This is a genomic window from Leifsonia sp. 563, from assembly GCF_040545055.1.
Taxonomy (GTDB): domain Bacteria; phylum Actinomycetota; class Actinomycetes; order Actinomycetales; family Microbacteriaceae; genus Leifsonia.
Window position 1 is genome coordinate 541,863 of the sequence record NZ_JBEPLE010000002.1, and the last position, 20,268, is coordinate 562,130.

The following is a 20,268-nucleotide window of genomic DNA, read 5'->3' on the forward strand; positions in this document are numbered from 1 at the left end:
GGGTCTATTCTCCTGCCACGGTGGTCTCGAGCGCGCGGTACCGGAAGCCGCGCAGCGCGTTGCGGCGCGCGGTCGAGAGCCCGAGCACCACGGCCGCCGCGACCGCGACGGCGAAGGCGAAGGCACCGAGCACCCACCACTGCATCGGGTGCAGCGGGATGTCCCACCACCAGGCCACGTTGGTGTTCAGGTTCAGCGTCTTGACGTCCGTCCCGGTCGTGTAGCGGTGGATGTTGACGTAGAGCGCGATCGTGAAGCCCGCGATCAGTAGGCCTCCGATGAGGACCAGCTGAGTGCGGCCGAGACCGAGGTCGAACCGATTGAGTCCGTACAGGCAGAGCCCTACGAGCAGAATGAGCAGGGGGTAGAGGTAGCGAGGCTGCACGCCGGTCCCGACCCAGATCTGGTCGTGCATCAGGATGTAGATCGGCACGAACACCAGGGCGAATGCCGCGATCCCCACTGCCCAGAGCTTTCGGCGGGTCATCCGCCCGATGCCCCAGAAGATGAGACCGCAGACCACCAGCGAGATCGTGCCCCAGACGGTCACCGGCATGAAGGTGTCCAGCCACCCCAGCGGCGCGTAGCCGAACGCCCCCACGTAGAACCAGGGGAGGTCGAGCAGGTCCTTCCACAGCAGCCAGACGAAGTCGTAGGGGGAGAGCGCGGTCGTGGCCCGCGTGACGATCCCGCCCTGCGAAGCGCTGAAGTACAGCAGCACGCTGACGAGGGAGAGGGCGGCCGGCAGGATTGTGCGCAGCCAGAACGCCCGGGTGCGTTCCGCCTTCAGGATGACGACCAGGATCATCGCCAGGACACCGTAGGTGGCAGCATCCGCTCGGGCGCCTGCGCCCATCAGCACGCTGACCGTGGCGAGCACCCCCAGTCCGATCCGTCTGCCGAGCCCCCTCACCTCGAAGTAGCCCAGGAGGGCGAGCCAGAGCGTCGTCGCCGATGTGATCGCCCATCCACTGGGGTTCGTGCTGGCGATGAGGAAGAACCCCAGAGGGATCAGCGTGGCAAGAGCGGACCACACGAGGAGACCGCGCCGCCGTGCTGGGAGCAGGAGAAAAAGCGCGGTGAGCATCGCGACGTACAGGAACGCATTGAAGATGCGGATCGTCAGGACGGCCGTGGCCTCATGCGTCGAAGCGAAGACGCTCATGACGGCGTAGTAGATCGGCGGGTAGCCGTGATCGTTGAAGTTGCCGCGGTCGGTGGTGACCAGCTGATCGGACTTCGCCACGGGGCAGTCGCCCGGGATCTCGGAGTGATGCGCGTAGCAGAGCGACGCCAGAACGGTCCCGCGCGGAACCGAGCGCTCGTTCGCGTCCGCTCCCGGCTCGCAGAGCCCCGGGCGGTCGCCCTGGGCGCACCAGATGCTCGCCAGATGGTAGTCGTCGTCGGGCGCTGCACCGACGGGCGAAGCGAATGCCCAGCTGACGAGGCTCATCAGAAGTGCGACGGGGATGAGCGCTGCGACGACGATCCGCCACGGCCTCCACGCCGGCCTCATCGTGTCGTGCCGTTCCCGGCGAGGCGGCCGGCGAGAGCGCTGGGCAGAGTCTCCGGGTCGATCTCCACCTCCCGCTGCTCGTCGGCGGACCGCATCACGGCCTCGGCTACCGCGAGCGTGGTGAGACCCTCGTCCATCGTCACGATGCCGGGTCGGCCGTGGAGGATGGCATCGCGGAAGGCTTCGTGCTCGATGCGCAGCGGCTCGCGCTTCTTCAGCGCGAACCTGATGACGGATCCCTCGGCGACCCCACGGAAATTAGAGACGGCGTCCCATTCGGTCGCGTCGGTGCCGTTCTCGTAGTAGGTCAGATCGCCGCTGAGCGTGTCGGCGACGAACGCGCCGCGCTCGCCGGTGACGACCGTGATGCGCTCCTTCATCGGCGACAGCCAGTTCACCAGGTGGTTGGTGATGATCCCGTCGTCGAGGCGGCCGTTGAAGGCGACCATGTCCTCGTGCGGTCGGCCGCTCCGGCGGGAGGTGTTGGCGTGCACGGCCCGGAAGGGACTCTGCGCCAGCCAGGAGGTGAGGTCGATGTCGTGCGTCGCGAGGTCTTTGATGACGCCGACGTCGGCGATGCGGATCGGGAACGGTCCCTGTCGGCGCGTGGCGATCTGGTACACCGAGCCCAGCTCGCCGGCCTCGACGCGGCTCCGCAGGTTCTGCAGGGCCGGGTTGAACCGCTCGATGTGTCCGACCGCTCCGACGAGACCGTTCCGGCGGAAGGCGTCGGCCATCCGGCGTGCTTCATCCAGATCGGCGGCGATCGGCTTCTCGACGAGGGCGTGGACGCCGGCGTCGGCGAGCTCGAGTGCCGTCGACTCGTGCAGCGTGGTCGGCACGGCGACGACGGCGGCGTCGACGCCCGCCTCGATGAGCTCGGCGACGGAACGGTAGACCGGGGCGTCGATGGAGGCGGCGCGCTCGGGGGCCGTCTCCACCACGCCGGCGAGCTCGACGCCGTCCAACTCGCGGACCACGCGCGCGTGGTGCGATCCCATCACCCCGAGGCCGACGACGCCGACCCGCAGCGCGGCCATCAGCTTCCCGCCTTCGCGAGCGTGTTCACAGCGGACACGATGCGGTCGACGTCACGCTCGCTGAGCGAGGGATGCACCGGGAGCGAGAGCGCCTCGCGAGCGGCCCGTTCGGTCTCCGGCAGGTCGAGCTCCAGCCCGAAGACCGGGAGCCGGTGCACAGGAGTGGGGTAGTAGACGCCGGTGCCGATCCCGTGCTCCTCGCGGAGCGCTCGAGCGAACCCGTCGCGGTCCTCTGCGACGCGGATCGTGTACTGGTGGTAGACGTGCTCTGCACCCTCGGCGACCGGGGGTGTGACCACGCCCGTCAGCTCGGCGTCGAAGCGGGCTGCGTTCCTGCGCCGCTGCTCCGTCCAGCCGGCCAGCTTTCGGAGCTGGGCACGGCCGATCGCGGCGTGCAGGTCGGTCATGCGGGCGTTGAACCCGGCGATCTCGTTCTCGTACGGCCGGGCCATGCCCTGGTTGCGGAGCAGGCGGACGCGCTCGTCGGTGGCAGCGGAGGCGGAGACGACCATCCCGCCCTCGCCCGAGGTCATGTTCTTGGTCGGGTAGAGGCTGAACATCGCCCAGTCGCCGAAGGTGCCGACCTGCCGTCCGTCGATGGTCGCGGCGTGGGCCTGCGCGGCGTCCTCGAACAGGGCCAGCGAGTGCTCGGCTGCGAGGGCGGACAGGCGGCCCATGTCCGCAGGGTGGCCGTAAAGGTGCACGGGCATGATCGCCGCGGTGTTCGGACCGATCGCTCGCGCCACGGAATCGGGGTCGAGGTTGAACGAGTTCGGCTCGATGTCAGCGAAGACCGGAACGGCGCCCGCGAGCACGACGGCGTTGGCAGTCGCGGCGAAGGTGAAGGAGGGGACGATGACCTCGTCGCCCGGGCCGATGCCCGCGGCGAGCAGGCCGAGGTGGAGACCGGACGTGCCGGAGTTCACCGCCGCCGTTGGGCGGCCCGCTACCAGAGCGTCGGAGAACTCGCGCTCGAAGGCGGCGACCTCGGGGCCCTGCGCCAGCATCCCGCTCTGCAGCACGGCGTCGACCGCCGCGCGCTCCTCGTCGCCGATGAGCGGCCGGGCGGCCGGGATGAACTCCAGATCGGTCACGCGACCACCTCCAGCTTCTCGTCGTTCTCGCGGTAGCGTTCGCCGGTCGTCGGGCAGACCCATCCATCGGCGTCCTGGACCAGCGGGATGCCCGCGCGGCCCACCCAGCCGATCCTCCGTGCGGGGACGCCGGCGACCAGGGCGAAGTCTGGCACATCCCGCGTCACGACCGCCCCAGCGGCCACGGTCGCCCAGGAGCCGATCACCACGGGCGCGATGCAGACAGCGCGGGCGCCGATGGATGCTCCGGAGCGCACCACGACGCCGACCTGCTCCCAGTCGGCGGCCGACTTGAGCGTGCCGTCCGGGTTCACGGCGCGCGGGAACGTGTCGTTGGTCAGGACCACGGCCGGCCCGATGAAGACGCCGTCCTCGAGCACGGCCGGCTCGTAGACGAGCGCCTGGTTCTGGATCTTGCAGTTGCTGCCGATGCTCACGCCGGAACCGATGTACGCCCCTCGCCCGACGATGCAGTCCTCGCCGATCGTGGCGTTCTCTCGCACCTGTGCGAGGTCCCAGATCTTCGTTCCGTCACCGACCGCGGCGGACACGGCGACATCGGCATTCTCGGCAACAAACAACGAGTTTCTTCCTCCCCTGCGCCCGGGCTCCCTGGGGGAGTCTTCCGTCTCGGCGCGCGTCGTCCGGCCACGTCGGGCAGACCAAATAGAATGTATCATCGAGTGGCTTCCGGTTCGGCTGGAGGCTCGGGCTCTCCACAGCATCTGCGCGGTCGGACGGACGCAGGCGGATGGTGTGGGATCACCCAGGTGTCACAGCGCCGATCCCAACGGTGGAGCGGTCAGCTCGCGACATGAAGCTCTCCGACCCAGAAGGCGCAACACTCGACCATGATCGTGTTCATCTACGGAACGACGGCGGAGGCCATCAAACTGGCCCCGGTCATCCGCCGGCTCCGTGAGCGAGGTGTTGCGACCCAGCAGTGGGTGACGATGCAGCACACCGAGGCTCTGATGACCGCAATGGAGCAGCTGGGACTCGGTACTCCCGATCAGGTCATCGCCCACGGTGCCGCAGGCAAGCCGCTCCGGGGCACCGGTGACGTGGTCCGCTGGGGTATGACAGTGCTCGGCTGGCTGCGGAAGAACCGCAAGCGGGTCGCGGCATCGCTGCCGAAGAACACGGTCATCGTCGTGCACGGCGACACCATGACGAGCGTCGTCGGCGCCTGGATCGCCAAGCGCATGGGCTTCGACTGCGCCCACATCGAGGCGGGTCTCCGCAGCGGCAACTGGCGGCACCCCTTCCCGGAGGAGCTGGACCGGCGCATCGTCGGGACCATGGCGACGGTGCACTATACGCCGTCGATCGAGGCGACCGAGAACCTGAAGAAGCGTTCAAACGTCGTGTACACGCACGGCAACACGGCCCTCGACGCTGTGCTCGACCACGGGATGCGCGCTGCCGGCACGGACGCGCCGTACGGCGTCGTGCTGCTGCACCGGTTCGAGTTCATCTCCAACAGCCAGCTCGTCGACGACACCCTCGAGGTGCTCGCGACCAGCGAGGTCCCGTTGCGGCTCATCGTCGACGCCTACAACAGGGAGACGCTGGAGAAGCTGCTCGCCAATCAGGGCGGCGACCGCATCACCGTCCTCCCCAAGCTGCGGCACGACGAGTTCGTCGCCCTGCTGGAGAACGCCGCGTTCGTGGTCACGGACTCCGGCGGAATCCAGGCCGAGTCGGCGCTGCTCGGCGTCCCGACGCTCATCCACCGCAAGACGACGGAGCAGGGTGAAGGCATCGGCCGCAACATCGTGCTGTCCGAATGGGACCTCGGCCGGCTGCGTTCGTTCCTGAGAGATTACGAATCTCTCCGGCACGAGCCCGACCGCCCGGAGCGGTCGCCGTCGGACATCATCGTCAACGACCTGATCAGCCGAGGGTATGCCGACTAGCGGGGGCGGCGAGCAGCCGCAGCGTCGGGCGCCGGGGATGATCAGCCGTCACGGTCGCGCGCTCGCCGAGATCGCCGGCGTCAGCATCGTGGGGATCGTGGCGACGACCGCGTTCCAGCTCATCACGATCCGTGGTCTCGGGCCCGCTTCGTACAGCCTCCTCGCTGCGGCCCTGGCACTCATCAACGTCGCGGCGATCGGCAGCTCGGCGCTCCGCAACTCCGTCGCGGTCACGACGGCCGAGGCGCTGCACGCGCCGCGCAGCATCCCCGGCGATCGCGTCCGCCGGGTGGACGGCGCCCTGGTCGAGGCGCTCGTGCTCGGAGGGATCGGCACGCTCGGCGTCTTCGCCCTGTCGTCGACCCTCGCTGCTCCCGGCGCCACCGGTGTCCTGACCGTCGTCCTCACGGCCGCTGCGATGATCCCGAACTTCCTGTTCGCGCTCGCTCAGGGGCGCCTGCAGGGGGCAGGCGACTCCCGCTCCGTGGTCTGGTGGTCGACGGGTGCCCAGGTCGCGCAGGCGGTGCTCGCCCTGATCGCCATGCTCGCCCACGCGGGCTCCGCGGCCATCCTTGCCATCCTCGTCCTGACCGCCCTCACCGGCGCGATCGGCGCAGGTGCCGTGGCCCGTCGCCGGTCCCTGGCGGTCGGCCGGTCGCCGTTCACGATGCAGAGCACCGTCGTGCTGCTGCTCACCGTCGGGTTCGCGTGGCTCACGAACGCCGACGTTGTGCTGGTCCGGGCCGGAACGCCGGAGGAGCTGGCCGGAGCGTACGCAGCGGCCGCCGTGCTGGTGAAGACGACCCTCATCATCCCGGCGACGTTCTCGCTGTACCTGCTGCCGCGGTTCGTCCGCAGCAAGGGCAATGCCGCGCTGACGAACCTCGGTGTGACCGTGATCCTCGGAGTGACGCTGCTGACCGGGGTGGCGATGTTCCTCCTGGTCGTGCTGTTCGGGCCGTGGATCGTCGGCCTGCTGTTCGGCTCACACTACGCCGCGACGGCGCAGATCGTGGTCGGCTTCTCTCTGGCGTGGATCCCGTGGGCGCTGGCGCAGGGCGTGCTCGTGCGCATCACGGCCGCGGCGTCGAAGGCGGCGCTCGCCGTCTTCCTGCTCGCCGCCGTCGCCCAGTGGCTCGTCGCCTCCGCGACATTGCCCGACGTCGATGCCTGGCTGGTCGGCAACGGCCTCATCGGGCTGGTGACCTTCCTGGCGCTGTACGGCATCCACTGGGCGCTCCTGCTCCGCAGCAGGCGCACCGGCCGGGCGGCCGTCGTCGAGGAGCAGCCCGCGCCATGACCTCGCCTGCCCTCAGCATCGTCATCGCGTCATACAACTCGGCGCCCTGGCTCCCCACCACGATCGGATCGCTGACGACCGCCCTCGGCAACAGCTCGGTGGATGCGGAGATCGTGGTCGTCGATGACGGCTCCACCGACGACACGGCCGCCGTGCTCGCCGGCATCGCGGCGTCGTCCCCTGTTCCGCTCCGCGTGATCTCCCAGCCCAACAAGGGGCGGTTCCTCGCGCGCTGGGAGGGCGTCCAGGCGGCGCGAGCCGACCGCATCCTGCTGTTCGACTCGCGGCTCCTGATGGCTCCGGACGCGTTCGCCTACCTCGAGAGCGTGGATGCGCTCCGCCCGGACGCCCGCGCGTGGGTCGGGCACGTGCCGACGGACCCTGCGGCACCGCTCGTCGGACGTTTCTGGGAGGTGCCCACCCACGTCTTCTGGGGCGGGTACCTGGCGCATCCCGCGCCGACAGACATCACTCCGGAGAATTTCGACCGCGTGCCGAAGGGCACCGGGTGCCTGGTGATCGACCGTGCCGCCTTCGCCGACGCCTGCCGTGCGGCCTGGCCGGAGGAGAACGCCGATCTCGTATCGGACGACACGCGGCTGCTGCGGTACGTCGCCGACCACGGCGCCCTCCGCATCGACCCGGGCTTCCGTGCGCTCTACCGTCCGCGCATCACGGTGGGCGGCTTCCTCCGTCACGGTTTCGTGCGGGGCACGCTGTTCGTCGACAGTTACGCAGGCACGGGCCTCCTCCGCAACCTGGTCCTCGTCGCTCTGGTCGTCGCACCGGTCGTCGCGCTCATCCTGCTCGTGCTCGCGATCGCGTTCGGCCTCTGGTGGCTGGTGATCGTCGTGCTGGCCCTGGCCGTCTCCGGCATCCTCGCCCTGGTGCTCGTCTCGGCGGCGCGAGCGGCGGCGGGGCGCGCCGTGCTGTCGTTCCTGCTCTACGTCATCCCGTTCGGTGCGGTCTTCTGGGCCGGACTCGCGCGCGGCGTCTGGGTACACCGCGCGGCGTTCCGCGGGTCGCGGACGGACGCTCAGTCCAGTTCGACGCCCTGAGTCGCCGGTTCAGCGCGCGAAGGTCTCCAGCAGGCGCTGCAACGAGTCGAGGCGCGCGCGCCCGGCCTCGCCGAGCTTCCCGGCCTCGACGGCCTCGATGATCGCGCAATCCGGCGCATCGGGAAGGTGTGTGCACCCGCGCGGGCAGTCCTCGGCGAGCTTCGCGAGATCGGTGAAGGCCTTCAGGATGCTGTCGGTGTTCACATGCCCGAGCCCGAACGAGCGGACGCCCGGGGTGTCGATGACCCAGCCGTGGCGTCCCTCGTCGTCTTCGACGCGGAGGGACACGGTCGACGAGGACGTGTGCCGTCCGCGACCGGTGACCACGTTGACGTGACCGGTGGCGCGGTGCGCGCTCGGGACGATCGCGTTGACCAGGGTCGACTTGCCCACCCCGGAGTGCCCGACGACGACCGTGTCGTGCCCGATCAGCGCCGCCGTGATGTCGTGCAGCGGGATGTCGTCCTGGCGGCTGGTGAAGACGGGCAGGTCGAGGCCGGCGAAGTTCGACAGGAACGGCTCGGGGTCGGCCAGGTCGGTCTTCGTCACGCACAGCATCGGGTCGATGCCGGCGTCGTAGGCGGCGACCAGGTAGCGATCGACGAGGCGTGTGCGCGGCTCCGGGTTGGCTGCTGCCACGACGATGAGCATCTGGTCGGCGTTGGCGACGACGATGCGCTCCACCTCGTCCGTGTCGTCGGCGCTCCGCCGGAGCAGGGTCGTGCGCGGCTCCACCCGGACGATGCGGGCGAGGGTGCCCTCCTCTCCGGTGGTGTCTCCGACGACGGCCACGCGGTCGCCGGTGACGATCGGGTTCCGCCGCAGCTCGCTGGCGCGGGCCGCGGTGACCTGCCGCTCCTCAGGGGTGTCCTCGTCGAGCAGCACCGTGTACCGGCCGCGGTCGACGCCCAGCACGCGAGCGATCTGCGCGTCGGCGTGCTCCGGCCGGGTCTTCGTCCGCGGGCGGTTGCCCTTCGGGTTCGGGCGGCTGCGGATGCTGGACTCGTCGTAGAGGTCGAGCTCGTCGTCGTCCTCGTCGTCGTCCGCCCACCAGGAGCCGCTGTTGTCCGTCACGCGACGTCGGCGCCCTTCTGCAGCATCCGGCTCCACAGCTGGGTGAACTGCGGGAGCGTCTTGGCCGTCGTGGCCACGTTCTCGATCTCGACGCCGGGGACGACGAGCCCGACGATCGCGCCGGCCGTCGCCATGCGGTGGTCCTCGTAGCTGCGCCAGACGCCGCCGTGGAGCGGGCGCGGGTCGATGCGCAGGCCGTCCTCCAGCTCCGTGACGGCGCCGCCGAGGCCGTTGATCTCGGCGGCGAGGGCCGCGAGGCGGTCCGTCTCGTGGTGGCGGATGTGGCCGATGCCGGTGATCTCACTCGGGCCGTCGGCGAGGGCGGCGATCGCCACGAGGGCGGGCGCGAGCTCGCCGCCCGTCGTGAGGTCGAGCGTGATGCCCGTCGGGCGATCGGGCCCGGTGACGGTGAGGCGGTCGCCCTCGCGTGTGACCGTCGCCCCGAAGAGAGGCAGCAGGTCGGCGAGGTCCGCACCGACCTGCGTGGTGGACGCGGGCCATCCCGTGATGGTCACCGTCCCACCCGTCACGACGGCCGCGGCGAGGAAGGGGGCGGCGTTGGAGAGATCCGGCTCGATGTCGACGTCGCGGGCGGCGATCGTGCCCGGCGAGACGATCCAGCGGCCGACCTCCGGCGACTCGACGGTCACACCGCGGGCGGCGAGGGCCGCGATCGTCATCTCGATGTGGGGGAGGCTGGGGAGCCGCTCGCCGGCGTGTGTCAGATCGAGACCGTCGTCGAAGCGGCTGGCCGACAGCAGGAGCGCGCTGACGAACTGGCTGGAGCTGGACGCATCCACCTCGACCGCGCCGCCCGCGACCCGGCCGGTGCCGTGCACGGTGAACGGGAGGGAGCCGCGGCCGTCGTCGTTCACGTCGACGCCGAGCGCGCGCAGGGCGGCGATGATCGCGCCCATCGGACGGCCGCGGGCCGAGTCGTCGGCGTCGAACATGGTCGGACCGAGCGCCAGCCCCGCGATCGGCGGGACGAACCGCATCACGGTGCCGGCCTGACCGCATTCGATCGTCGTGCTGCCGAGCAGCTCCTCCGCAGGCCTGACGAGCAGGTCCGCGCCGAACTCGCCGTCGCCCGGCTTCTCCTCGACCGTCACGCCCAGGGCGCGGAGGGCCTCCACCATGTTGGCGCTGTCGCGCGAGTGCAGAGGCGCCCGCAGCAGCGACGGTCCGTCGGCGAGGGCGGCGAGCACCAGCTCCCGCGCGGTCAGCGACTTCGAGCCGGGCAGGGACACGGTCGCGGCGACCGGACCGCCGGCCACCGGGGCGGGCCAGAGCGTGTTCGGCTCCTCGACGCGGTTGTCGCCGTAGGGGTCGAAGTCGGGGGCGGAATATTTCGAGATCAGCATTGTTGTCCAGATTATCCGTGTTCCCGGTATCAGGAAGGATCCGCCCGTGGCCGCCACCGCCGTGCTCGACGCCCCCAGCGTCGCATCGCACGACCTCGTCGACCCCGAAGGCCTTCTCAGCGCGTCGCTGGCGTCGCAACTAGACTGGCCGGTGATGAGCACCGAGACCGAGGATCTGGGCCACCTCTTCGAGGATCAGGCCCTGCCTTTCATGGACCAGCTGTACGCGGCTGCCCTGCGCATGACACGCAACCCGTCCGACGCGCAGGACCTCGTGCAGGAGACGTTCGTGAAGGCCTATGCGGCGTTCGGCCAGTTCCAGCAGGGCACGAACCTGAAGGCGTGGCTGTACCGCATCCTCACCAACACGTTCATCAACACGTACCGCAAGAAGCAGCGTGAGCCCTACCAGGGGACGATCGACGAGCTCGAGGACTGGCAGCTCGGCGGCGCGGAGTCCATGTCCTCGTCGTCCAGCCGCTCGGCTGAGGCCGAGGCGATCGACCACCTGCCGGACAGCGCCGTCAAGGACGCGCTGCAGGCCATCCCGGAGGACTTCCGGCTGGCCGTGTACCTCGCCGATGTCGAGGGATTCTCCTACCAGGAGATCGCAGACATCATGAAGACCCCGATCGGCACCGTCATGAGCCGCCTCCACCGCGGCCGCCGGATGCTCCGGGAGCTTCTGACCGACTACGCGCACGAGCGCGGTCTCTCCGCCGTCCAGGGGGACCGGGCCGTGCAGACCCCCAGGAGCACGAGATGACCGACTGCGGTTGTGAGAAGGCCAAGGCCGAACTCGAAGAGTACCTGCGCAACGAACTGTGCAGCGAGGATGCTGCCGACGTGCGCGAGCACCTGGCGAACTGCACCGGGTGCTCCGACGAGGCGCACCTGAACGTGGTGCTCACCGAGGTGGTGCAGCGGGCGTGCAAGGAGACGGCGCCCGAGACGCTGCGCACCGAGGTGCTGCTGCGCATCCGCTCGTTCCAGGCGAGCGTGCACTGAGCGCATTCAGCGCTGTCAGCGCGGTGCGCCCGGCGGCGATCGCCTAAGCGGAGCCGCCCGTCCCGACCTCGTGGAGGAAGAACAGACCGCCCAGCGGGTCGGTGACCTGCGCGAAGCGGCCGAACTCGCTGTCCCACGGATCGCGGATGACGGTCCCGCCCAGCTCGATCACGCGCTGTGAGGCGGCCGCCGCGTCCGCGACCCCGAAGTAGACGACCCAGTGCGACGGGACACCCGGCGGGAGCATCCCGTCCGCGTCGTAGACGCCGCCGGCGGGCGAGTCCGGGTCGCCGAAGGTGACGTACCGGAAGTCGGCGGTGTCGCCGAGCACCTGCGTCCTCCAGCCGAAGACCCGGGTGTAGAAATCGACCTGCGCAGCGTAGTTGCGCGCATAGAGCTCGTGCCAGGCGATGCCCCCGACCTCGGCGACCAGCTCGAAGCCCCGGTGCTGCTCGGGATCCCACAGTCCGACGACCGCTCCGCCCGGGTCGGCGATGACCGCGAGCCGGCCCTGGTCGCCGACCGTCATGGTCGGTGCGATCACCTGTGCGCCGGCATCCAGCGCGGCCTTCTCGGCCGTGTCCGCATCCTCGACGAGGAGGTAGGTGAGCCACGTGTTCGCCTGGGCGTCGCCCATCGTCGGACCGAGGCCCGCGACCGTACGTCCGTCTCGCCGGAACGTCACGTAGCCGCCGTACTCCTCGCCGGCGGTCTCGGCCGTCCAGCCGAACAGGCTCGTGTAGAACTCGGTCGCGCGCGGCACATCGGAGCTGGTGTAGTCGACCCAGCAGGGCTCGCCGAGGCGGTGGGTGGTGACGACGGTCATGCGCTCACCATACGCCGCAGGCCGCCGGACCGGCCAGCGGTGACGGCGGTCTGTCCGCGAGTCTCCGGGGTCGATAGCGTGAGGCCATGGACGACATGGTTCCCCTGCCGGGCGGACGGTTCCGGATGGGCTCCGCCGAGTTCTATCCGGACGAGCAGCCCGTCCACGAGCGCTCTGTCGCCGCGTTCCGCATCGACCGGTTCGAGGTGACGAACGCCGACTTCGCCGCGTTCGTCGCCGACACCGGCTACGTCACTGTCGCCGAACGTCCCCTCGACGCGGCGGAGTTCCCCGAGCTGCCCGACGACGACCTCCTCCCGGGTGCTCTGGTGTTCACGGCGACGGCCGGGCCGGTCGACCTCTCCGACTGGCGGCAGTGGTGGCGATGGGAGCCGGGAGCGGATTGGCGGCATCCCGAGGGGCCGACGTCCGGCATCGACGAGCGGATGGACCGGCCGGTCGTGCAGGTCGCCTATGAGGATGCGGTCCGCTACGCCGCCTGGGCCGGGAAGCGCCTCCCGACCGAAGCGGAGTACGAGTACGCGGCCCGAGGTGGCGTGGACGGCGCGCGCTTCGCGTGGGGCGACGAGGCCTACCCGGGCGGGGAGGCGCAGGCGAACTCGTGGATCGGGCACTTCCCCTACGACAACCAGGGACGCTTCGGGGCGACCCCGGCGCCCGTCGGGTCGTACCCGGCGAACGGCTACGGGCTGCACGACCTGATCGGCAATGTGTGGGAGTGGACGAGCGACTACTACACGCCGCGGCATGTCATCCCCGGCCAGAGCGCACCGGACGCCGGCGGACGGCTGAACCTGCTCGGGGCGAGCAGTGCGGAGCCCGGGTCGGACATCCCTCGTCGGGTGCTGAAGGGCGGCTCGTACCTGTGCAGCCCCGAGTACTGCCTCCGCTTCCGGCCGGCGGCACGGTCGCCGCAGGCGGAGGACACGGCGACCACCCATATCGGGTTCCGCTGTGCGGCCGACGTTTGAGTCGCCGGCACGCGGCGCAACGGCGGGAGCCCCGGTCCTGATCGGACCGGGGCTCCCGTGACGCGCGTGCGGACTACAGCGTGAGCGCCCGCTGGATCAGCACCTGCTGCTCCTGAGCGTGACGCTTCGCCGACCCGGCGGCGGGCGATGCCGACGGCGGACGCGACACCACACCGAGCGGGCGCGGGCCGAGCTTCGACGTCTCGAGGATCATGAACGGCCAGGCGCCCTGGTTCTCCGGCTCGTCCTGCACCCAGACCAGTTCGGCGTTCGGGTACGAGTCGACGACCGCCTTCAGCTCGGCGGCGGGCAGCGGGTAGTACTGCTCCACCCGCACCAGTGCGATCTCCGGGTTGGGATTCTTCTCGAGCTCGTTGAGGAGGTCGTAGTAGAGCTTCCCGGCCATCAGCAGCACCCGCTTCACCGAGCCCTTGTCGCTGATGCGCGCATCGTCGATCACCGGCTCGAAGCGGCCGTTGGTGAAGTCCTCCACGTTGCTCGCCGCGCCGCGCAGTCGCAGCATCGCCTTCGGGGTGAAGACGACGAGCGGCCGGCGCGGACGGGCGTACGCCTGTCGGCGCAGCAGGTGGAAGTACGACGCGGGCGTCGACGGACGCGCGACGGTCATGTTGTTCTCGGCGCACATCTGCAGGTAGCGCTCGATGCGGGCGCTGGAGTGGTCCGGTCCCTGTCCCTCGTAGCCGTGGGGGAGGAGCAGCACCAGCGACGAGCGCTGGCCCCACTTCTGCTCGGCGGAGGAGATGAACTCGTCGATGATCGTCTGGGCGCCGTTGGCGAAGTCGCCGAACTGCGCCTCCCACAGCACGAGGGCGTCCGCGCGCTCGACCGAGTAGCCGTACTCGAAGCCCATCGCCGCGTACTCACTGAGGAGCGAGTCGTAGATCCAGAACTTCGCCTGGTTGTCGCTGAGGTTCGCGAGCGGCAGCCACTCCTGGCCGTTGACCCGGTCGTGCAGCACCGCGTGGCGCTGGACGAAGGTGCCGCGGCGCGCATCCTGTCCGGCGAGGCGCACCGGCGTGCCCTCCACCAGCAGCGAGCCGAGGGCCAGCAGCTCGCCGAAGCCCCAGTCGATGCCGCCGTTGCGGCTCATCTCACTGCGCTTGTTCAGCAGCTGCTGCAGCTTCGGGTGGACGGTGAAGCCGGCAGGCGGGTTGTTGAACGCGTCGCCGATCATGCCGATGACCTGCTCACTGACCGCGGTCGTCTCCGGCTCGCCGACGTTGTCGTTGGCGTCCGACTGCGCCGGCTTCTCCAGGTCTGCGGACTCGTCGGAGTCGAGCACCGGCGTGGAGTTGGTCTGAGCCGCGTGCGTCTCCATGAACGCGCGCTCGAGGCGGTCCTGGAAGTCGCGGTGCGCCTGCTCGTACTCCTCCTCGGTGATGTCGCCGCGGCCGACGAGCGCCTCGGTGTAGAGGCGGCGGACGGACCGCTTCGCCTCGATGAGGCTGTACATCAGCGGCTGGGTCATCGAGGGGTCGTCGCCCTCGTTGTGACCGCGGCGGCGGTAGCAGACGAGGTCGATGACGACATCGCGCTTGAACTCCTGGCGGTAGGCGAACGCGAGTTCCGCGACACGGACGACGGCCTCGGGGTCGTCGCCGTTCACATGGAAGATCGGCGCCTGGATGGTCTTGGCCACGTCGGTCGAGTACACCGAGCTGCGGGCCTCGCCGGGAGGGGTCGTGAAGCCGACCTGGTTGTTGATGTTGACGTGGATGGTGCCGCCGGTGCGGTACGCCCGCAGCTGCGACATCTGCATGGTCTCGACCACGACGCCCTGACCGGCCATCGCCGCGTCGCCGTGGATGAGGATCGGCAGGGTCAGGAACGTGCCTGCGGGGCGGCGGTCCTGCTTCGCGCGGACGATGCCCTCCAGGACGCCGTCGACGGCCTCCAGGTGCGAGGGGTTCGCGGCCAGGTAGACCGGGATCTCCTCGCCGCCGGCACCCTTGAAGGTGCCCTCGGTGCCCAGGTGGTACTTGACGTCGCCGGAGCCCTGGACGGTCCGCGGGTCCTGCGTCCCCTCGAACTCGCGGAAGATCTGACCGTAGGTCTTGCCCGCGATGTTGGTGAGGACGTTGAGGCGGCCGCGGTGCGCCATCCCGATGGCGACCTCGTCCATCCCGGCCTCCGCAGCGCCCTGCAGGATGGAGTCGAGCAGCGCGATCGTGGACTCGCCGCCCTCCAGACTGAAGCGCTTCTGGCCGACGTACTTGGTCTGCAGGAAGGTCTCGAACGCCTCGGCCTCGTTGAGCTTGCCGAGGATGCGCAGCTGCTCGTCGTGGGTCGGCTTCTCGTACGGCCGCTCCAGCTTGTCCTGGAACCACTTGCGCTGCGCCGGGTCCTGGATGTGCATGTACTCGATGCCGACGGTGCGGCAGTAGGAGTCGCGCAGCACGCCGAGGATGTCGCGCAGCTTCATCTTGCGCTTGTCGCCGCCGAACTGGCCGGTGACGAACTCACGGTCGAGGTCCCAGAAGGTGAGGCCGTGGCTCTCGATCTCGAGGTCGGGGTGCGACCGCTGCTTGTACTCGAGCGGGTCGATGTCGGCCATCAGGTGGCCGCGCACCCGGAAGGAGTTGATCAGCTCCTGGACGCGGGCCGTCTTGTCGACGGCGCTGGCCAGGTCGACGCTGATGTCCGGGTTCCAGTGGATCGGCATGTAGGGGATGCGCAGCTCGGCGAAGATGTCCTCGTAGAAGTTGCGCTTCCCGATCAGCATCTCGTGCACGATCTTGAGGAACTCGCCCGAGCCGGCGCCCTGGATGACGCGGTGGTCGTAGGTGCTGGTCAGCGTGATCGTCTTGCCGATCGCGAGGCCGGCGAGCGTCTTCTCGCTGGAGCCCTGGAACTCGGCCGGGTACTCGAGGGCGCCGGCGCCGATGATGCAGCCCTGCCCCTTCATGAGACGCGGGACCGAGTGGACGGTGCCGATGCCGCCCGGGTTGGTGAGCGAGAGCGTGGTGCCCGCGAAGTCGCCGGCGGCGAGCTTGTTGTTGCGGGCCTTGCTGACGAGCTCCTCGTACGCGGCGAGGTACTCGCCGAAGCGCATGGTGTCGGCCCGCTTGATGCTCGGGACGAGCAGCGCGCGCGTGCCGTCGGGCTTCGGGATGTCGATCGCGATGCCGAGGTTGATGTGGGCCGGGGCCACCACGGAGGGCTTCCCGTCGACCTCGTCGTAGTAGACGTTCTGGCTCGGGAACTCCTTGAGCGCCTGGATGAGCGCCCAGCCGATGAGGTGGGTGAAGGAGACCTTGCCGCCGCGGGCGCGCTTCAGGTGGTTGTTGATGACGATGCGGTTGTCGATCATCAGCTTCGCCGGGATGGTGCGGACGCTGGTCGCGGTGGGCACCGTGAGCGACGCATCCATGTTGGTGGCGAGCGTCTTGGACATGCCGCGCAGCGGGGTGACCTTGTCCTCTTCGGCGGCCTCGACGGTCGCGTTCGGGGCGGTCACCGGGGCGTCGGCGGGAACCGGCTGCGGCTTGGGCGCGACCGAGGTCGTGCGGGCGACGGGCTGCTGTCCGATCACCGGGATGGGCGTGGTGACGGGCTTCGGCTCGTTCGGGTGCGGGGCCGGGGCACCGCCCGTCGGGGGAGCCGGTGTCGACGGCTCGGACGGGCCGGGCGCCGTCGGCTCCGACGGGGTCGGGACCGTCGGCTCGGCCGGGCTTGGGGCCGTCGGCTCCGACGGGGACGGGATGGTGGGCTCCGACGGCGTCTCCGTCGGGGTCTCACCGGGCGACGGGATCGATTCGTCCTTCACCGCCGGGTGGTAGTTCTCGAGGATGGGCCACCACGACCTGTCGACCGAGTTCTTGTCGTGCACGAACTGCTCGTACAGCTCGTCCACCAGCCATTCGTTGGCTCCGAATTCGCCCGCGGCGCCGTCTTCGGTCCCTACTCCGGTCAATTGGCTCGACACAGCCGATCGCCCACTCTCTCCATCGATTTCGTCGTGAGCGGGCGGCCTGTCACCGCCCGCTTCCATCCGATCCTCAAGCCTAATCCCATCGGTACTCGCGTGCGGGCGCTCAGCCGAGCGGGATAGCGTTATTCCCATGCAGTTCTATGGAACATCGCCGCGCCACGATCTCACCTACTCGGATGTCTTCCTCGTGCCGTCGCGGTCGAACGTCACGAGCCGTCTCGACGTGTCCCTCGCTCCCAACGACGGCACCGGTGCGACCATCCCGATCGTGTCCGCGAACATGAACTCGGTCACCGGGAAGCGGCTCGCCGCCACCCTCGCTCGCCGCGGCGGTCTCGGCGTCCTCCCGCAGGACATGCACCTGCAGGACCTCGACGAGGCGATCCGCTGGGTGAAGGCGCAGCCGGTGATGTTCGACACCCCGTACGAGGCCCACCCCGATGAGAGCGTCGCCGACGTGCTCCGCCGCATCCCGGCTGTCGAAGGGCACGGCATCGTCGTCACGGGCGACGACGGCGCGTACCTCGGCTGCCTCGCGGCCGTCCAGCTCGGGTCGGCGCTCGCCGACGCGCGGGTCGGCGATCTGCTGCACGGCGCCCTGACCTCGCTCGATGCGGAGGACCTGTCCGACGGGCGCGCGGCGTTCCAGGTGATGGATGCGGCCGGCATCGACTTCGCGCCGGTCCTCGACCACGGCCGTGTCGTCGGAACGCTGTCGAAGCGCAGCGCCCTCCGCTCCACCATCTACACGCCGGCGCTGGATGCGCACGGCCGGCTCCGCGTCGCCGCGGCAGTCGGCATCAACGGCGACGTGGCAGGCAAGGCGAAGGCGCTCGCCGCAGCGGGCGTCGACGTGCTCGTCATCGACACGGCGCACGGCGACCAGGACGGCATGATCCGCGCGATCCGCACCGTCAAGGAGCTGGGTCTCGGCCTGCCGATCGTCGCGGGGAACGTGGTAACCGAGCAGGCCGTCCGCGACCTCGTCGCGGCGGGCGCCGACATCCTGAAGGTCGGCGTGGGCCCCGGCGCGATGTGCACGACGCGCATGATGACGGCCGTCGGCCGTCCGCAGTTCTCCGCGGTGCTCGAGACCAGCGCCGCCGCGCGCGAGCTCGGGGCGCACGTCTGGGCGGACGGCGGTGTGCGCTACCCCCGCGACGTCGCGCTGGCGCTCGCCGCCGGTGGCGCATCCGTCATGATCGGCTCCTGGTTCGCCGGGACGATCGAGGCGCCCGGCATGCTCGACCGCGACGCGAACGGCGGCCTCTACAAGGAGAGCTGGGGCATGGCATCCACGAAGGCGGTGAAGGGCCGGTTCGAGCGGCTCGACGCCTACGAGCTCGCCCGAAAGGAGCTCTTCGCCGAGGGCATCTCGAGCTCGCGCATCTACCTGGACCCGCTGCGGCCGTCCGTCGAGGATCTGCTGGACATGATCACGACCGGCGTGCGCAGCTCGTTCACGTACGCCGGCGCGCGCACCCTCGCGCAGTTCCACGAGCGCGCACTGGTCGGCATCCAGTCCGCCGCCGGCTACGAGGAGGGCAAGGCGCTCCCCGTCAGCTGGTAGCCCCCGGCGCCTCCATCCCCCCACCGTCGAGTACGCACAAACTGCACGCCGAGCGTGTGGCTGGCGTGCAGTTTGTGCGTACTCGACGGAGGGTCGGAGGGTCGGAGGCCGGAGGGTCAGTTGGAGCGGGAGCGGACCAGTGCCGTGATCGCCGCACCGACGACCGCGAGAACCGCGGTGCCCAGGAACAGCAGGAGGAATCCGCCGGCGGCGGCGTCGGACCCGGTGCTTCCCGCGTCCAGAAGCGCGGAGGTGCGGGCGGAGGCGATGCCGCCGAGGACGGCGAGGCCGAGCGCGCCGCCGATCTGCTGCGCGGTGTTGACCAGACCGCTGGCGAGGCCGGACTCCGACTCCGGCACACCACGGACGGCGAGCTGGGTGACAGTGACGAAGGAGGCGCCCAGACCGAGACCGATCACGATGCTCGGCAGGATGAACCCGGCGATGAATCCGGTGCTCCCGGCGAGGGCGAACCACACGACCCCGGCGGCGAGCACGACGAGCGCACCGGCGAGCGTCGTGCGCAGACCCACCCGGGCGACGACGGCCGGGATCACACCGGCGATCGCGACGAGCGCGATGGCGAGGGGCAGCTGGCTGAGTCCGGCGGACAGCGCATCCAGGTGCAGCACCTCCTGCAGGTAGACCGAGAGCGCGAAGAACAGCGCGACCGTGGCGCCGCCGACCAGCAGCATCACGATGTCGCCGGCGAGGGCGTCGCGATTGCGGAAGAAGGAGAACGGCAGCAGGGGGTGGGCGGTACGGCGTTCGATCAGCACGAACGCGGTGAGGAGGACGACCGCGGCGGCAGCGAGCCCCAGGACGATCGGGTTCGTCCAGCCGAGCGTGCCGCCCTCGCTGAGGGCTGCGACGGCCGCCGCGAGTCCGAGGGTCGCGGTCGCGGCCCCTGCCGCATCCATCCGCTCGGCATCGCCGGCCGGGTCGCGGTTGATGAGGAACGGGATGACCGCGAGCACGAGGATGCCGACGGGCACGTTCACGAAGAAGACGGCGGACCAGCCGAAGGCCGCGGTGAGCACACCGCCGAGCAGGACGCCGGCCGCGCTGCCCATCCCGGCCACCGCACCCCACAGGCCCAGTGCTTTCCCGCGCGCCTCGGCGTCGGGGAAGAGCTGCGTGAGGAGAGCGAGGGATGCGGGCGCCAGCAGGGCGGCGAACGCGCCCTGAACGGCTCGTGCCCCCAGGAGCATGGTGCCGTTCACGGCGAGACCGGCCGCGAGCGACGCCAATGCGAAGCCGGCGACGCCGATGAGGAAGACCCGGCGGTGCCCGAACCGGTCGGCGAGACGTCCGCCGAGCAGGAGGAGACCGCCGAAAGGCAGGACATAGGCGGTCACCACCCAGGCGAGCGCTGCGGTGTCCAGACCGAGGGCGGTGCCGACGGTCGGTAGCGCGATGTTGACGATGGATGCGTCCAGCACCACCAGGAACTGTGCGAGGGCGAGCACGCTGAGCGCCCACCAGCGGTGCGTGCTGCGGGGAGTGGTCGCGGCGGCAGGTGCCGCCGCGGTGGCGAGAGACGTTTCCATGGGAC

At 70.1% G+C, this 20,268-nt stretch carries 16 protein-coding genes; 7 read left to right on the forward strand and 9 right to left on the reverse strand.

The genetic code is table 11. The features are described from left to right. Positions 1 to 4: 4 nt before the first annotated feature. The 4 genes from ABIC47_RS09530 to ABIC47_RS09545 are packed head-to-tail and all read right to left on the reverse strand — an operon-like array spanning position 5 to position 4,201. Positions 5 to 1,516: a DUF2142 domain-containing protein gene (locus ABIC47_RS09530; RefSeq protein ID WP_354479752.1), complete on the reverse strand. Its 1,512-nt coding sequence runs from the start codon at positions 1,514 to 1,516 to the stop codon at positions 5 to 7. Next, a complete protein-coding gene (locus ABIC47_RS09535) occupies positions 1,513 to 2,556 on the reverse strand; it encodes a Gfo/Idh/MocA family protein (RefSeq protein WP_089874881.1) in 1,044 nt (347 codons plus the stop codon). The genes ABIC47_RS09530 and ABIC47_RS09535 overlap by 4 nt, the downstream gene beginning before the upstream one ends. Further along, complete coding sequence (locus ABIC47_RS09540) at positions 2,556 to 3,650, reverse strand: DegT/DnrJ/EryC1/StrS family aminotransferase (protein WP_354479755.1); 1,095 nt, start codon at positions 3,648 to 3,650, stop codon at positions 2,556 to 2,558. Before ABIC47_RS09540 ends, ABIC47_RS09535 begins: the two co-directional genes overlap by 1 nt. Then, on the reverse strand, positions 3,647 to 4,201 hold the full coding sequence (locus ABIC47_RS09545) for an acyltransferase (protein WP_354479758.1): 555 nt from the start codon (positions 4,199 to 4,201) through the stop codon (positions 3,647 to 3,649). The genes ABIC47_RS09540 and ABIC47_RS09545 overlap by 4 nt, the downstream gene beginning before the upstream one ends. 300 nt (positions 4,202 to 4,501) lie before the next feature. Between ABIC47_RS09545 and ABIC47_RS09550 the strand changes: the two genes are divergently transcribed. From ABIC47_RS09550 to ABIC47_RS09560, 3 genes are read left to right on the forward strand one after another with little or no spacing between them, the layout of a single operon-like run. Beyond that, positions 4,502 to 5,569, forward strand: a complete 1,068-nt coding sequence (locus ABIC47_RS09550) for a UDP-N-acetylglucosamine 2-epimerase (RefSeq protein WP_089874886.1) — start codon at positions 4,502 to 4,504, stop codon at positions 5,567 to 5,569. Then, positions 5,559 to 6,869, forward strand: coding sequence for an MATE family efflux transporter (locus ABIC47_RS09555; RefSeq protein WP_354479761.1), 1,311 nt, complete (start codon positions 5,559 to 5,561; stop codon positions 6,867 to 6,869). The genes ABIC47_RS09550 and ABIC47_RS09555 overlap by 11 nt, the downstream gene beginning before the upstream one ends. Continuing rightward, positions 6,866 to 7,927 carry a glycosyltransferase family 2 protein gene (locus ABIC47_RS09560; RefSeq protein WP_354479764.1) on the forward strand — a complete coding sequence of 354 codons (1,062 nt, stop codon included), beginning with the start codon at positions 6,866 to 6,868 and terminating at the stop codon, positions 7,925 to 7,927. Before ABIC47_RS09555 ends, ABIC47_RS09560 begins: the two co-directional genes overlap by 4 nt. 9 nt (positions 7,928 to 7,936) lie before the next feature. Here the strand turns inward: ABIC47_RS09560 and rsgA are convergent, their stop codons facing one another. Then, entirely contained in the window at positions 7,937 to 9,001 is a 1,065-nt protein-coding gene (gene rsgA, locus ABIC47_RS09565) for a ribosome small subunit-dependent GTPase A (protein ID WP_018190119.1), read from the reverse strand. Further along, positions 8,998 to 10,365: a 3-phosphoshikimate 1-carboxyvinyltransferase gene (gene aroA / locus ABIC47_RS09570; protein WP_354479767.1), complete on the reverse strand. Its 1,368-nt coding sequence runs from the start codon at positions 10,363 to 10,365 to the stop codon at positions 8,998 to 9,000. The genes rsgA and aroA overlap by 4 nt, the downstream gene beginning before the upstream one ends. Before the next feature lie 154 nt (positions 10,366 to 10,519). On the opposite strand from aroA, the gene ABIC47_RS09575 reads away from it, so the two are divergent. Continuing rightward, positions 10,520 to 11,131 carry a sigma-70 family RNA polymerase sigma factor gene (locus tag ABIC47_RS09575; RefSeq protein WP_354480137.1) on the forward strand — a complete coding sequence of 204 codons (612 nt, stop codon included), beginning with the start codon at positions 10,520 to 10,522 and terminating at the stop codon, positions 11,129 to 11,131. Next, positions 11,128 to 11,373, forward strand: coding sequence for a zf-HC2 domain-containing protein (locus ABIC47_RS09580; RefSeq protein ID WP_018190122.1), 246 nt, complete (start codon positions 11,128 to 11,130; stop codon positions 11,371 to 11,373). Before ABIC47_RS09575 ends, ABIC47_RS09580 begins: the two co-directional genes overlap by 4 nt. 43 nt (positions 11,374 to 11,416) lie before the next feature. Here ABIC47_RS09580 and ABIC47_RS09585 read toward each other — a convergent pair whose 3' ends face one another. Next, positions 11,417 to 12,199 (reverse strand): VOC family protein, encoded by a 783-nt coding sequence (locus tag ABIC47_RS09585; protein WP_354479769.1) that lies wholly within the window; start codon positions 12,197 to 12,199, stop codon positions 11,417 to 11,419. An 86-nt stretch (positions 12,200 to 12,285) separates the two neighbouring features. Here ABIC47_RS09585 and ABIC47_RS09590 point away from each other — a divergent pair, with 86 nt between their 5' ends. Next, the gene (locus ABIC47_RS09590; RefSeq protein WP_354479772.1) at positions 12,286 to 13,191 is read left to right on the forward strand and encodes a formylglycine-generating enzyme family protein; all 906 of its coding nucleotides are present in this window, start codon (positions 12,286 to 12,288) and stop codon (positions 13,189 to 13,191) included. A 73-nt stretch (positions 13,192 to 13,264) separates the two neighbouring features. On the opposite strand, the gene ABIC47_RS09595 is transcribed toward ABIC47_RS09590, so the two are convergent. After that, a complete protein-coding gene (locus ABIC47_RS09595; protein ID WP_354479775.1) occupies positions 13,265 to 17,137 on the reverse strand; it encodes a multifunctional oxoglutarate decarboxylase/oxoglutarate dehydrogenase thiamine pyrophosphate-binding subunit/dihydrolipoyllysine-residue succinyltransferase subunit in 3,873 nt (1,290 codons plus the stop codon). A 136-nt stretch (positions 17,138 to 17,273) separates the two neighbouring features. Here ABIC47_RS09595 and guaB1 point away from each other — a divergent pair, with 136 nt between their 5' ends. Further along, positions 17,274 to 18,713, forward strand: coding sequence for a GMP reductase (gene guaB1, locus ABIC47_RS09600; protein ID WP_018190126.1), 1,440 nt, complete (start codon positions 17,274 to 17,276; stop codon positions 18,711 to 18,713). Positions 18,714 to 18,829: 116 nt separating this feature from the next. On the opposite strand, the gene ABIC47_RS09605 is transcribed toward guaB1, so the two are convergent. Beyond that, the gene (locus ABIC47_RS09605; protein ID WP_354479779.1) at positions 18,830 to 20,263 is read right to left on the reverse strand and encodes a DHA2 family efflux MFS transporter permease subunit; all 1,434 of its coding nucleotides are present in this window, start codon (positions 20,261 to 20,263) and stop codon (positions 18,830 to 18,832) included. Between the last annotated feature and the right edge of the window lie 5 nt (positions 20,264 to 20,268).